11 protein-coding genes are annotated in these 13,793 nt (G+C 58.3%); 6 read left to right on the top strand and 5 right to left on the bottom strand.

Going from position 1 to position 13,793, the window contains the following annotated elements; all coding sequences use genetic code 11:
- Window positions 1–134: 134 nt before the first annotated feature.
- The 3 genes from ACR0I0_RS08565 to puuE are packed head-to-tail and all read right to left on the bottom strand — an operon-like array spanning window position 135 to window position 3,507.
- The gene (locus ACR0I0_RS08565) at window positions 135–1,559 is read right to left on the bottom strand and encodes a uracil-xanthine permease family protein (protein WP_257601095.1); all 1,425 of its coding nucleotides are present in this window, start codon (window positions 1,557–1,559) and stop codon (window positions 135–137) included.
- Between the two features lie 53 nt (window positions 1,560–1,612).
- Window positions 1,613–2,098 (bottom strand): ureidoglycolate lyase, encoded by a 486-nt coding sequence (locus ACR0I0_RS08560; protein WP_480490979.1) that lies wholly within the window; start codon window positions 2,096–2,098, stop codon window positions 1,613–1,615.
- Complete coding sequence (gene puuE / locus ACR0I0_RS08555) at window positions 2,095–3,507, bottom strand: allantoinase PuuE (protein ID WP_480490977.1); 1,413 nt, start codon at window positions 3,505–3,507, stop codon at window positions 2,095–2,097. The genes ACR0I0_RS08560 and puuE overlap by 4 nt, the downstream gene beginning before the upstream one ends.
- A gap of 146 nt (window positions 3,508–3,653) precedes the next feature.
- On the opposite strand from puuE, the gene uraH reads away from it, so the two are divergent.
- The gene (uraH, locus tag ACR0I0_RS08550; RefSeq protein ID WP_171724586.1) at window positions 3,654–4,007 is read left to right on the top strand and encodes a hydroxyisourate hydrolase; all 354 of its coding nucleotides are present in this window, start codon (window positions 3,654–3,656) and stop codon (window positions 4,005–4,007) included.
- A 5-nt stretch (window positions 4,008–4,012) separates the two neighbouring features.
- Here uraH and ACR0I0_RS08545 read toward each other — a convergent pair whose 3' ends face one another.
- Entirely contained in the window at window positions 4,013–4,933 is a 921-nt protein-coding gene (locus ACR0I0_RS08545) for a LysR family transcriptional regulator (RefSeq protein ID WP_171724587.1), read from the bottom strand.
- Between the two features lie 101 nt (window positions 4,934–5,034).
- Here ACR0I0_RS08545 and ACR0I0_RS08540 point away from each other — a divergent pair, with 101 nt between their 5' ends.
- The gene (locus tag ACR0I0_RS08540; protein ID WP_171636444.1) at window positions 5,035–6,267 is read left to right on the top strand and encodes a urate hydroxylase PuuD; all 1,233 of its coding nucleotides are present in this window, start codon (window positions 5,035–5,037) and stop codon (window positions 6,265–6,267) included.
- Window positions 6,268–6,321: 54 nt separating this feature from the next.
- Here the strand turns inward: ACR0I0_RS08540 and ACR0I0_RS08535 are convergent, their stop codons facing one another.
- Window positions 6,322–7,224, bottom strand: coding sequence for a LysR family transcriptional regulator (locus ACR0I0_RS08535; protein WP_171636446.1), 903 nt, complete (start codon window positions 7,222–7,224; stop codon window positions 6,322–6,324).
- A 155-nt stretch (window positions 7,225–7,379) separates the two neighbouring features.
- Between ACR0I0_RS08535 and xdhA the strand changes: the two genes are divergently transcribed.
- The 4 genes from xdhA to ACR0I0_RS08515 are packed head-to-tail and all read left to right on the top strand — an operon-like array spanning window position 7,380 to window position 13,704.
- Window positions 7,380–8,843, top strand: coding sequence for a xanthine dehydrogenase small subunit (gene xdhA / locus ACR0I0_RS08530; protein WP_480490975.1), 1,464 nt, complete (start codon window positions 7,380–7,382; stop codon window positions 8,841–8,843).
- A 15-nt stretch (window positions 8,844–8,858) separates the two neighbouring features.
- Entirely contained in the window at window positions 8,859–11,177 is a 2,319-nt protein-coding gene (gene xdhB / locus ACR0I0_RS08525; protein WP_480490974.1) for a xanthine dehydrogenase molybdopterin binding subunit, read from the top strand.
- Between the two features lie 3 nt (window positions 11,178–11,180).
- On the top strand, window positions 11,181–12,059 hold the full coding sequence (gene xdhC, locus ACR0I0_RS08520; protein ID WP_171724592.1) for a xanthine dehydrogenase accessory protein XdhC: 879 nt from the start codon (window positions 11,181–11,183) through the stop codon (window positions 12,057–12,059).
- 43 nt (window positions 12,060–12,102) lie between these two features.
- A complete protein-coding gene (locus ACR0I0_RS08515) occupies window positions 12,103–13,704 on the top strand; it encodes a xanthine/uracil/vitamin C permease (RefSeq protein WP_480490973.1) in 1,602 nt (533 codons plus the stop codon).
- Window positions 13,705–13,793: the final 89 nt, after the last annotated feature.

Genomic DNA, 13,793 nt, shown 5'->3' with positions numbered 1-13,793 from the left:
TCTGCGGTCCTTTTGGGCGAAGAGCTTTTGACAGCAGATCTCCATTCAATGGTGACCAAACAATGAAACGCGGCGCGCCTAGGCGCGCCGCTTCATGTTTTTTCCAGCACGATCAGTGTATCACGCCGAACGCATCAGACGTGGTCGTCTTGCTCGATGGACCCAAGACCATGTCCGGCCATGCCGCCCGAGACCTCTTCCGTCGCTTCGTCGGAAAGTTCTTCGGGAAGCACCAGATTCAATACAATGGCGATGACGGCGGCGGGCAGGATTCCTGATGTCGCCAGAACCTTCAATGTGCCGGGCAAGTATTGCAACGCGTTGGGTTCCAGCTGCAAACCCAGTCCAAGGCTTAGGGCGATTGCAAAAATCACCATGTTGCGCCGGTTCCAGTTCACGTCCGACAGCATCGAAACCCCTGCGGCAACAACCATGCCGAACATCACGATCACGCCGCCGCCAAGAACCTCAATCGGAATGGACGAGATTATCGCCCCGATCTTGGGAATAAGCCCGCAAACGATCAGGAAAACCGCGCCGATGGTCACGACCATGCGGCTCATGACTCCGGTCATGGCAATCAACCCGACATTCTGGCTGAATGACGTGTTCGGCAAGGCTCCAAACAGGCCAGAGATCGCAGTACCAAGACCATCGGCAAAGGTCGCGCCCTGTATTTCTCTGTCGGTTGCTTCTCGCCCAGCGCCGCCTTTGGTGATACCGGATACGTCCCCAACGGTTTCAACAGCGGAAACAAAGGACATTGCACAGAAACCGATGATGGCCGCGACCGAGAATTCAAGGCCAAAATGCAGGGGGTTCGGCAGCGCGAAGGAGGCCGCGTTGCCGACATTGCCCAGGTTCACCTGGCCAAGCAGAAAGGCCACGGCGTATCCGACCAGCAGACCGATCAGAACAGCCGACACGGACAGCATGCCCCGTGCAAAGAATTTCAGGCCAAGCGTGACCACGATAACGGTTCCCGCCATGAACCAGTTCAGACCCGAGCCATATTCCTCGGTGCCTATGGCGGGCACTCCGCCGGCGGCATATTGAATGCCGACTTTGACAAGGGCCAGGCCGATCATGGTTACCACAAGGCCCGTAACCAGCGGCGGAAGAGCAAAGCGAATGCGCCCTATGAACAACCCGAGGAATGCGTGGAACAAGCCACCGACAACAACACCGCCCATCAGGACGGCAATGGCGTCAACGCCCTTTCCAACCACCAGCGGAATCATGATCGGGATGAAGGCAAACGATGTTCCCTGCACGATGGGCAACCGGGCACCAACAGGCCCCACACCAATAGACTGAAACAACGTGGCGACGCCCGCAAAGAACATCGACATCTGGATCATATAGATCATCTGCGGGAAATCGGGGCTGTTCGAGCCAAAGCCGAAACCAGCCGCGCCGCAAACGATAATGGCTGGCGTGACGTTGGACACGAACATCGCCAGCACATGCTGAATTCCCAGCGGCACCGCCTTCAGCAGCGGCGGAGTGTAATTCGGATCGCGGAGTTGCTCCGGCGTTCCGATGGATGCATCTGACATTTTGTTTTTCCTCCCTTGAGGTTCGCAGCCGGCTCCTCTTCCGGCAACGCGCCTCATTCTGTGACTTCAAAAGCCTCCTCGAACCAATGCTCTTCGAGGTTGGGCCCGGCTCCAATTCGGTCGACCACCGCAAAAAGCCCGGGCGCATGAAGCGGGGTCAGAACGCCATGCCAGGTGTTGCGATGGTAATTCACACCCTGTCCGGGCGCTGTTTTGAAGGCGATGGGCTGTCCCGGCGTGCCGTTCTCATCCGGGGCCACAACCACGACAAATGGTTTGTCCGACAAAGGCAAAAAGGCTTGGCTGCCATCAGGATGGCGTTCAACCATTTCCAATTTGATCGGCAGACTGAAGGCTTCGGACTGAAACACGCTGATACCCGCGCGCCCATCGTGGAAATCCAACACGGCCCGGTCGTGATAGCGCGCGCATTTACCCTGATTGATAAGCTTGTCCACCTGGCCCGTCGCCTCGATGACATCGCCGAAAGGTGCAAATGCCTCTGACGTCAAGGGGCGGAGCTTCAAGGCAGCCGTCATTGTGCGAACTTCTCGATCAGGCGCAATTCGGCAATACGCTCAACCTGACGGCAGGCTTCGGCGAATTCGCTGTCGCGGTCATTGTCGATGCGACGGCGAAAGGCTTCCAGAATGCTGGCCTTGGTGTTGTCTTTGACGGCAATGATGAAAGGAAAGCCGAACTTGGTCATGTAGGCTTCGTTCAACGCCGTGAACGTTGCGCGTTCTTCATCGGTCAGCATGTCCAGACCCGCACCGGCCTGTTCCGCAGTGCTTTCCTTGGTCAGGCGGCCGGCGGCGGCCAGCTTGCCCGCCAGGTCCGGGTGGGCTGTCAGAACGCCGAGGCGCTGCTCGGGCGAGGCGGAACGGAATACACGCGCCAGCGCGTTGTGGACGCCAGCGGCATTGTCATGCGTCGGGCCCAGTTCCAGTTCATACGCACCTTCGGCAATCCACGGGCTGTGCTCGAACACGCCGCCGAATTCCGACACAAAGGTTGGTCGATCCATTTCGGACGGGGTCAGACCTTGCACCGGCGGGTGTTCCCTGGCCCAGTGATCGGCAATCTGCTCGCGCGTTGCGAACCAGACACCGTCGTGTTTCCTGAAGTAATCCAGGGCGCGTTTCAGCGCCATGGCACGACCCGGGCGACCGATCAGACGGCAGTGCAGCCCGATCGAGAGCATCTTGGGCGCGCCCGCCTCACCCTCGGCATAGAGCATGTCAAAGCTGTCTTTCAGATAGCTTTCGAATTGTTCCCCATTGGTGAACCCAGCCTGGATTGCAAAGCGCATATCGTTGCAATCAAGTGTATAGGGCATGATCAGCTGATCCTTGCCCCCTGCCTTGGTCCAGTATGGCAGATCGTCGGCATAACTGTCGGCGATATAGGCAAAGTCGCCTTCCTTGGCGGCCAGTTCGACCGTATTCATCGAACAGCGGCCCGTATACCAACCCCGTGGCGGCTGACCCGTAACCTCTGTGTGCAGGCGGATTGCTTCGCGGATCTGGGCGCGCTCTTCTTCTGCGCCCATGTCCTTGTGTTCAATCCACTTCAAACCGTGGCTGGCGATCTCCCATCCGGCATGCTTCATCGCCGCAACCTGTGCAGGTGCACGGGCCAAGGCGGTTGCAACGCCATAGACTGTAACAGGCAGATCCTGCAGAAGATGATGCACGCGCCAGAACCCCGTGCGGCTGCCGTATTCATAGATCGATTCCATGTTCCAGTGCCGTTGCCCCGGCCACGGGGCGGCTCCGGTGATCTCGGACAGAAACGCTTCGGATGCGGCATCGCCGTGCAGAACGTTGTTTTCACCGCCCTCTTCGTAGTTCAGAACGATCTGAATTGCGATTTTGGCGTCGTTCGGCCAGTTTGCTTTGGGAACTTGCCCACCGTAACCGGTCATGTCTCGTGGATAAGGCTTCACATCGGTTTCCTTCTTCTTGAATTGATCAATACCCCAGATAATCAGAGATGTTTTTCAAAAAATGCAGAAAGCAGCTTCCCACAGACTGCCTTTGCTCCTGGATGCGAAAACAGACTAGTAACTGTATAACTTGAGGAGTAGCGCAAATGACCGGTTACCTTACAACACATGTTCTGGATACGGCCCGGGGGTGCCCCGCCGAAGGATTGAAAATCGAACTGTTCCGCATTGAAGGTGCAGACCACCAGTTGCTGAAAACTCTGTTCACCAATGACGACGGCAGGACCAACGAACAAATTCTGCCCGAAGCAGAGTTTTCAACAGGTGACTACGAACTTGTCTTCCATGCCGGGGATTACCTTGATGCCTGCGGCACACCACCTGAAAACCCGCGCTTTCTGAACGTCATCCCGATCCGGTTTGGAATGTCCGAACATTCGCATTACCACGTGCCTCTGCTGCTTTCGCCCTTCGGGTACTCGACCTATCGCGGCAGCTGAGCGACCTACCGGGCCGTATTTGCCGCCGCAATCGACGACCCGATGCGTTCGATTATGAATTCCATGAAAAGCCGCGTTTTGGGGTCCTGCATACGGCGGTGCGTAAACAGACATGCCATCTGAATCGGTTCTGGCGGCGTCTTTTCCGCCACCGGAACCAATGTCCCGGCCTTGAGATGTTGAGCGATCTCAAAAATCGGCTTCAACGCGATACCATGTCCGCCAAGGGCCCAGTCTGTCAGCACGTCGCCATCGTCTGACTCGTAGCGCCCGGAAACCCGGAACCGTTTTGGCCCCGTATCGGTCCTCAAAAGCCATTGAAACTCGGTCGCGCCCGGGAACCGCAAATTGAGACATTCGTGCTCATCAGCGATCAACGCGTCCCCGCTTTCGGGCATCCCGCGCCTTTTGATGTATTTCGGGGATGCACAAAGCACTCTTTCGACATCCGCGATCTTGCGAATACGCAGGTTGCTGTCCTCTGGCTGACCAAGAAAAAATGCCAGGTCCAGACCTTCGGTTGTCAGATCAACCTTTCGGTCGGTCAGCCTTAACCGGACGTTCACCTCGGGGTACTCGGCAAGAAACTTCGGGACCTGCGGCGCAATCAACCGACGCCCGACTCCCAACGGCGCCGCGACATAGAGTGACCCTTTCAGGTTTTCGGTCAGATTGACGATCTGGGCTTCGGCACTTTCGACCGCTTCAAGGATCTCTGCCGCGCCGCGATAGAAAGATTTTCCCTGCTCGGTGGGCGTCAGGCTGCGTGTCGTGCGTTGGAACAAACGCACGCCAAGATGCTCTTCCAGTTGCGATATACGCGCCGACGTGACGGCTGGCGAAACCCTCAGATCACGGCCCGCGGCGGACATGCTGCCCAATTCATAGACCCGGACAAAGGTTCTGATGTTATCAAGGTAGGACATTTTTTTGCATTTTTTGATACTGCTTGGTCTTTACCAGCAATACCAGAACAAAACACACTCGCATAGAGTAACCGGAAGCAAAGAATCTTAGGAGCAAAGCCATGTATGACTTGGCCGTAATGTGGGAGTGGATCGCCTTTTCCGTCCGCTGGCTGCATGTGATCACCGCGATGGCGTGGATTGGGGCGTCATTCTACTTTATCGCGCTGGACCTCATGCTAAAGCCGAACCCAGCCCTTCCGGACGGGGCCTACGGCGAAGAATGGGAAGTACATGGCGGCGGCTTCTACCACACCGTCAAATATCTGGTTGCGCCCTCGCGCATGCCCGAGCACCTGACCTGGCACAAATGGCAGAGTTACACGACCTGGCTGTCTGGTGCGGCGTTGCTCATGATCATATACTGGGTTGGTGGCGAGCTGTTCCTGCTTGATCCAACCAAAGTGGACCTTGCGCTGTGGCAGGGGATTCTGATTTCCGGCGGATCGCTGACCATTGGTTGGCTTCTCTACGATCAGATGTGCAAATCCAAGCTGAGCGATCACCCGACCGTTCTGATGCTGCTGTTGTTCGTGATCCTGGTGATCATGTCCTGGGGTTACAACCAGATCTTCACCGGTCGTGCCGCGCTTTTGCATCTTGGCGCCTTCACTGCAACGATCATGACGGCCAACGTGTTCTTTCAGATCATGCCGAACCAACGGATCGTGGTCGAAGACCTCAAGGCCGGTCGGACACCTGATGCCAAATACGGCAAGATCGCCAAGGTACGATCCACGCACAACAACTATCTGACTTTGCCGGTCGTGTTCCTGATGTTGTCGAACCACTATCCACTTGCTTTCGGCACCGAGTATTCCTGGATCATCGCCAGCCTGATCTTTCTGACGGGCGTCACCATCCGTCACTATTTCAACACGATGCACGCAACTGGGAAAGGCCCGCACTGGACCTGGGGCGTGACGGTTCTGCTAATGGTCGTGATCGCTTGGCTGTCTTCGGTGAGAAACACCGAGACATGGGAAGACGCCGAAGCGCGCGAGCTGACACTATACGAGCAGAAATATGCGTCCGCCGCGGGCTTCGAAGATGCCTATGACACGGTCTTGGGCAATTGCTCGATGTGCCACGCCCGCGAGCCGGTGTACGGCACCATGAAATGGGCACCGAAGAAAGTTTACCTTGAGACACCCGGAGATGTGGCCCGACATGCTGACCAGATCTATCTGCAAGCCGGGATCAGCCACGCAATGCCGCCACCATCGGCAGTGCAAATGGATGAAGAGGCACGCCAAACCATCATCGCATGGGTGCGTGAAGTCAGAAACCAATAGGCGCGTGCGCGCGAAACCATGACAGCGAACCGGGCCGTGATGCCCGGTTTTTCTTTATGCGAAAAAGCGTTTGCTGTGCTGTGCGATATGTTCGACGAACAGGCGCACCTTGGGATCTTGCAGCTTTTTGTGCGGATAAAGACACCCGAAAATCGTTGGCAAGGGGGGCGTCTCGGGCAGGACCTCGACCAGCCGTCCATCCTCGAGAAACTCCCGCACGTCAAAGCGCGGCTTGTTGACGATCCCACGACCGGACAAGGCCCAGTCGGTCAGAACATCACCATCGTCTGCGTCGTATTTGCCGCCAACTTCAAGCTTTCGCGGCCCCATGTCAGTGCGAAGAGTCCAATAGTATTCCGGAGACCTAGGATAACGCAGCAACAGGCAGTTATGGGGCATGTGCAACAAATCATCCGGTGTTTTGGGCGTCCCAAACTGCGACAGGTAATCGGGCGAGGCGCACAGAACACGATCACAATCCGCGAACTTCCGCAGTTTCATGGTTGAATCGCCAGGCTCTCCAATGAAAAAGGCGATGTCCAGACCGTCAGCCAGAATGTCCACCTTGCGATCGGACAGGCGCATGCGAATCTCTGTTTCCGGGTAACGATCCGAGAATTCCGGCACCAGAGGCGCAACGATTCTGCGCCCGACACCCAAAGGCGCGGTGATGCGGATCGCCCCCCGCGGCGCGTCGGAAAAGCTGGCGACACGCGCTTCGGCGTGATCAAGCGCCAGCAGGACCGCCTTGGCTTCATCGTAGAAAACCGTCCCCACTTCGGTTGGTGTCATCGATCGGGTGGTTCGGTTGAACAGCCGCACACCCAGATGGTTTTCAAGCTCTTTCAACCGTTTGCTGGCCACCGCCGGGGTCAACCGAAGATCTCGCCCGCCAGAGGTGATGCTGCCCAGCTCCATCACGCGGACAAAAACACGCAGACTTTCGATGTAAGACATTGGATCCTCCCAGCAGCGAAAGAATGCGGTATAGCCCCATCTTTTTCAACGATCTGTTGAAAGTATTTGCCATTTGCAGCGATTTTCCATCTCAATCTTTGCTCCTATGGTTCCACTGACCACCCTCCGGAAGGCAGGGGCAGAGGGAGAATTCCATGACGCATCGCACCAACATCCAATTTGTCCTCAATGGCAAGGATGTCTCCGTCCCAGACGTGTCGGCAGGCCAGACACTTCTTGATTTCCTGCGCCTGGAACGCCGACTGACAGGAACGAAGGAAGGCTGCGCCGAAGGCGACTGCGGCGCGTGCACCGTGCTTGTCGGACGGCTTGGGCGCTCGGGCCTGCGCTATGCTCCGGTCAATGCCTGTATCCGGTTTCTTGCCTCTGTAGACGGCTGTCATGTCGTGACGGTTGAACATCTGTCTGGGCCTCAAGGCCGGCTGCACCCGGTTCAACAAGCCATGGTCGATCACCATGGCAGCCAGTGCGGGTTCTGCACACCGGGCTTCGTCATGGCCCTTTATGCGCTTTGGATGCAAACTCCGGAACCGACCGAAGTACAGGTTGAAACCGCATTGCAGGGCAACCTGTGCCGCTGCACCGGGTATGAGCCGATCATCCGAGCGGCCATTGCCGTCAGCCGCTACGGCACCCCGTCATCTGATCATCTGAACACCGAACGCGAAACCATGACCGCGCGTCTGGCGGCCCTGAAGGACGGGCGGCGCGTGGTCTCCGGACCCGAAAACAACCTGAGCATTCTGCCATCCAGCGTCGATGATCTTGCCGAATGCCTGCAAGCTTATCCAAACGCCACGATCGTGGCCGGAGCCACCGATGTGGGCCTGTGGGTGACCAAGTTCCTGCGCGACATTGGCCCCGCCATTTTCACCGGTCATCTCGAAGACCTGAAAACAGTCGAAAGACAGGGGTCTCTCCTCCTGATCGGTGCCGGCGCCAGCTACATCGATTGCCAGGACCTTCTGTCTGAACACCTGCCACACCTGTCCTCCTACTGGGATCGCATCGCAGGGTGGCAGGTGCGGAATATGGGAACCGTAGGTGGGAATATCGCCAACGGCTCACCCATCGGGGACACGCCGCCGGTTCTCATCGCGCTCGGCGCGGAAATCACTCTGCGGCGCGGTTCCGAACGCCGAACCCTGCCTCTGGCTGACTTCTTCATCGACTACGGCAAGCAAGACCGCCAACCCGATGAATTTGTCGCAAGCATCCGCGTGCCTCTGCCCGGACCCAACGATCTGGACGCTGCATACAAGATTTCCAAGCGGCGTGACGAGGACATCTCTTCCGTCGCTGCGGGTATCCACATGACGATCACAGACGGCACCATCAGCAATGCGCGCATTGCATTCGGCGGCATGGCCGCCACGCCCAAGCGTGCGGCCGCGGCCGAGGCGGCGCTGAACGGTCAACCCTGGGCGCGCGACAGCTTTGAAGCCGCCGCCGAGGCGCTGGCACAGGATTTCTCACCTCTGACCGATTGGCGTGCATCGTCTGACTACCGGATGCTGACCAGCCAAAACTTGCTGCGTCGGTTCTTCCTCGAAAATGACGCCAAAACCGACACTCCCGTTCAACTGGCTTGCGCCTAATCAGGAGACGAGAAAATGAAAGATAACGTTTCCATCATCGGATCAGCCCACACCAACGTCAAACATGACAGTGCTATCAAGCATGTCACCGGGCGGGCCGACTACACCGACGATATTGCTCAGCCCGAAGGCACGCTGCACGCGTATCTCGGGGTCTCTGACGTCGCGCACGCCAAGCTTTTGGACATCGATTTCACCGACGTTCTGGCCACGCCCGGCGTTGTCGGTGTGCTGACCGCAGACGATGTGCCGGGGGCCAATGATATCAGCCCGACACATCTGAACGATGAACCGGTTTTCCCGACCGATGCCATTCAGTTTCATGGGCAGCCTTTGTTTGCCGTTGTTGCCGAAACCCGCGAAATCGCGCGCCGGGCCGCAGAACTGGCAAAGATCAACTACGAAACCCTGCCTCACGCGCTGGACCCGATTGCCGCGCAGGAAGCCGGATATCCGCATGTCACAGCCCCCCTCAAGCTGGAACGCGGCGACGTCGCCCCGGCGCAGACTGCGGCACCAAACCGGATCAAAGGCCGCATGAATGTTGGCGGTCAGGACCACATGTACCTCGAAGGTCACATCGCCTTTGCCATTCCGGGTGAAGACGATGATGTGGTCGTACATTGCTCCACCCAGCACCCGTCCGAAGCGCAGCATATGGTGGCGAATGTCCTTGGGGTACCGTCCAACGCCGTTGTGGTTAACGTTCGCCGCATGGGCGGCGGATTTGGCGGCAAGGAAAGCCAGATGAACCTGTTCTGCGCGGTTGCCGCCGTGGCCGCCAAAAAGTGGAACCGCGCCGTGAAAATCCGCCCTGACCGGGATCAGGACATGACGGCAACCGGTAAGCGCCATGATTTTGTGATCGATTACGACGTCGCCTTTGACGATGATGGCCGCATTCAAGCAGTCGAAGGCAGCTTTGCCGCGCGTTGCGGATTCTCGGCAGACCTGTCGGGACCTGTCACCGACCGGGCGCTGTTTCACGCGGACAACGCCTATTTCTATCCGAACGTCCGTCTGAACAGTCATCCAATGAAAACCAACACGGTGTCGAATACCGCGTTTCGAGGATTTGGCGGCCCGCAGGGTGTGATCGCGGCGGAACGGATGATCGAAGAAATCGCCTATGCCACGGGGCAGGATCCGTTGGATGTACGTAAGGCGAATTTCTACGGCACCAAAGACCGTAACGTGACGCCGTATCACCAAGTTGTCGAAGACAGCATCCTCGACCGGCTGATCGGAGAGTTGGAAGAGACATCGGAATACCGCCAGCGCCGTCAGGACATAATTGAATTCAACAAGACATCGCCAATCCTGAAAAAAGGCATCGCGCTGACACCGGTCAAGTTCGGCATTTCCTTTACCGCGACCTGGTACAATCAGGCCGGTGCGCTGGTGCATGTCTATAACGACGGGTCGATCCACCTGAACCACGGTGGCACCGAAATGGGCCAGGGTCTGAACACCAAGGTTGCTCAGGTCGTGGCCGAGGCCTTTCAGGTTGACTTCAGCCGGATCAAGATTACCAAAACAACCACCGAGAAGGTTCCGAACACCTCGGCCACTGCAGCCTCCAGCGGGACCGATCTTAACGGCATGGCCGCGTTGAACGCGGTCGAGCAGATCAAAGCACGTCTGGTGAAATTCGCCGCCGAAACCTGGAATGTCGCCCCCGAAGAAGTGGCCTTCCACGCCAATCAGGTGCATATCGGCGACGAGGTTCTGCCCTTCGATGTGTTCATCAAACAGGCCTATCTGGCGCGCGTGCAGCTCTCGGCGGCCGGGTTCTACAAAACACCGAAAATCCACTGGGATCGGGCCAAGGGACAAGGCCGTCCGTTCTACTACTACTCCTACGGCGCGTCGTGTTCAGAAGTGACGATTGATACCCTTACAGGCGAATACCGCGTGGACCGAACAGATTTGTTGCACGACGTCGGACGCTCGCTGAACCCTGTGCTCGACAAGGGGCAAATCGAAGGCGCGTTTATTCAGGGCATGGGATGGCTAACCACCGAAGAGCTTTGGTGGGATGATGCCGGCCGTCTGCGTACCCATGCTCCGTCGACATACAAGATTCCGCTCGCGTCAGACCGCCCGCGTATCTTCAATGTGAAACTTGCCGATTGGTCGGAAAATCGCGAGTTGACCATCAAACGGTCCAAGGCCGTTGGCGAGCCGCCGTTCATGCTGGGCATTTCGGTGTTTGAGGCCTTGTCGATGGCCGTAGCCTCTGTAGCTGACTACCGCGAATGTCCGCGCCTTGACGCGCCAGCCACCCCCGAACGTGTGCTAATGGCAGTTGCGCGGCTGCAAGCGGGGCCCTGAGCCATGACTGCCCCCGGTTCCCTTAGCGAATTCCTGTCCACGCAGCACAGTGTGATCTGCATTGCGCTGACACGCGTGCGCGGGTCGTCGCCGCGCAACGAAGGGACCGAGATGTTCGTGGCACCCAGGGCACTGTGGGGAACCATCGGTGGTGGCCAATTGGAGTTCATGGCCATCAACGCCGCCCGCGACATGCTGCGCGACGGGGTGTTGCATCAGGATCTGGATGTGCCGCTTGGCCCCGAAATCGGCCAGTGCTGCGGTGGGCGGGTCGAGATGAAACTGACCCGCATGCGTGCGTCCGACAAATGGGCCGCCACAGAGCGCGCGACCCAGCGCGACGAGGCTTTGCCACACGTCTATGTCATGGGCGCGGGCCACGTGGGACGCGCTTTGGCCAATCAGTTTCAGCATCTGCCGGTGCGCTGCATCCTCGTCGACACCCGACCCGAAGAGGTCGAGCTTTGCACAGCCAATGTCGAAACCCGGGTCAGCGCGATTCCCGAAGCCGAAATCTGGCGCGCGCCCGCAGGCAGCGCCTTTGTCGTTCTGACCCATGATCACGGGCTGGATTTCCTGCTGACGACCGCCGCGCTGGAACGAAAGGATGCCGCTTATGTAGGGATGATCGGGTCCGCCACAAAGCGGATAAAGCTCAGGAACTGGGCGCAGAAACACTGTGACGGACAGTCCATCGAACATTTGAAATGCCCCATCGGGGCTAGCGGTAGCCGCGACAAGCGGCCCAGCGTCATCGCCGCCTTCGTGGCGGCCGAGGTGATGGCTGAATTGACCTCTGAAACTGCCGCGACCGCCCTGACCGGGGCAAACCAGGCACCCCTGCGGGGCCACCATCACGACCGGAAAGGGAGATCGGCCTGACACCTGTCGGGCCAAACCGGTCACATCAGAGGAGGAGACCGTCATGGACGGGAGGACCTATGAATACAAGCTGTTTACCCGCAGCGATTTCAGCGCTTTCTGGGCGCTGTTTACCGACAACCTTGTCAACCTGCTGATCCTGTCCGGGGTCTGCCAATTCGTTTTTCAAATGCCTGCGGACATCGTCTTTGGCCGCATCGTTCCCGGCGCTGCCATCGCGATTTTGGCCGGTGTCGCTGTCTACACTTACCTCGCCAAATGGGCGGCAAACGCGCAGGGCAAAGACGTAACCGCGTTGCCCTACGGCATCTCGACGCCGGTTATGTTCGTCTACCTGTTCGGGGTGATCGGACCCATCTATTGGGCGACAAATGATCCAATGCTAGCCTGGCAAGTAGGCATCGGCGCCGGGTTCATGGGCGGCATCGTCGCGGCTCTGGGCGCCGTGGTTGGCCCGTATCTCAAGCGGATCACGCCACGTGCGGGGATGCTGGGGACTCTGTGCGGCATTGCCCTGGTCTTCATCGGCTCTGTGCCGCTGGCCGAAGTGTTCGAGAACCCCATCATCGGCTTTACGTCGCTGCTGTTCATCCTATGGGGTTTGATCGGCCGTTTCCGCCTGCCGGGCAATGTTCCGGCCGGCCTTGTCGCGATTGCTGCCGGTACCGTGATCGCCCTTCTGCTTGGCGAGTCCAAAATTGATGTCAGCGGCATCGGGTTCTACCCGCCGATCCCGTATTTCGGTGACCTGATCGCCGGTGTGCAATACCTGTTCGCCAACCCTGAGCTGTTCCTGGTGCTGATCCCCGTGCAGATCTACAATTTCATCGAAACGATGAACAACGTGGAATCCGCCGAAGCGGCAGGCGACCATTACCCTGTCGGGCTCTGCCAGGTGACGGACGGCGCAGGCACGATGCTGGGTGCTCTGTTTGGTTCGCCATTCCCGACAACCGTCTACATCGGCCATCCGGCCTATAAACGGCTGGATGCCCATGCGGGGTATATAGTCGGTGTGGCCGTTGTAATTGCCGCCGCCGCCTTTCTGGGGTTCCTGTCCTTCCTCGCGGGGCTGATCCCGATCGCCGCAGCCGCACCGGTACTGGTCTTTGTATCAGTCAGCCTGATCACCAACACGGCCTGGGCTGTGAAACCGATGCACATGGCTGCGGTATCCTTCGCGATCCTGCCCCATATCTCGGCCTTCCTGATGGTCAAATGGGGATCGTTGATGAACGCGCTGCGCAGCAGCGGTGTCGAAGGGCTGCCATCCTTGGGAGATCCTGATCTGACCTCGGCCCTTCTGATGGAAGGGGCTCATTACGAGGGGCACCTTGCCCTGAGCCAGGGGGCGATCATCACCGGTCTGGTCTGGGGTGCCATCGTGGCCGATGTGATTGACGGGCGCTTCCGTATGGCCGGCGCGTTTGCTGTCGCAGGTGGGCTGATGTCTTCGATCGGCATCATCCATTCCTACACGCTACAGATGCCTCAGTTCGACGGGATAACCATCGGCTATCTGATCATCGGTGCGTTTCTGTACGTCTACCCGGTTTTCGCCCCCAAAGAGGATCTTGAGCATCGCATCATCGTGCCGGACGAGCCCGACCTCATCGATGACGATTCACCCGCTCAGCAGGCCTAATCGGCAACGGGGCAGTCGCATGGCTGCCCCAGAAACCATCCCTTCCCGTTCAATCGTGGCCGTTCAAGAGGCAGAGTTTGCCCTGCGGT

Source organism: Ruegeria sp. AG6 (assembly GCF_056541565.1).
Note: the sequence above shows the minus strand (reverse complement) of the source record. Positions and strands in the feature narration are given on the sequence as shown.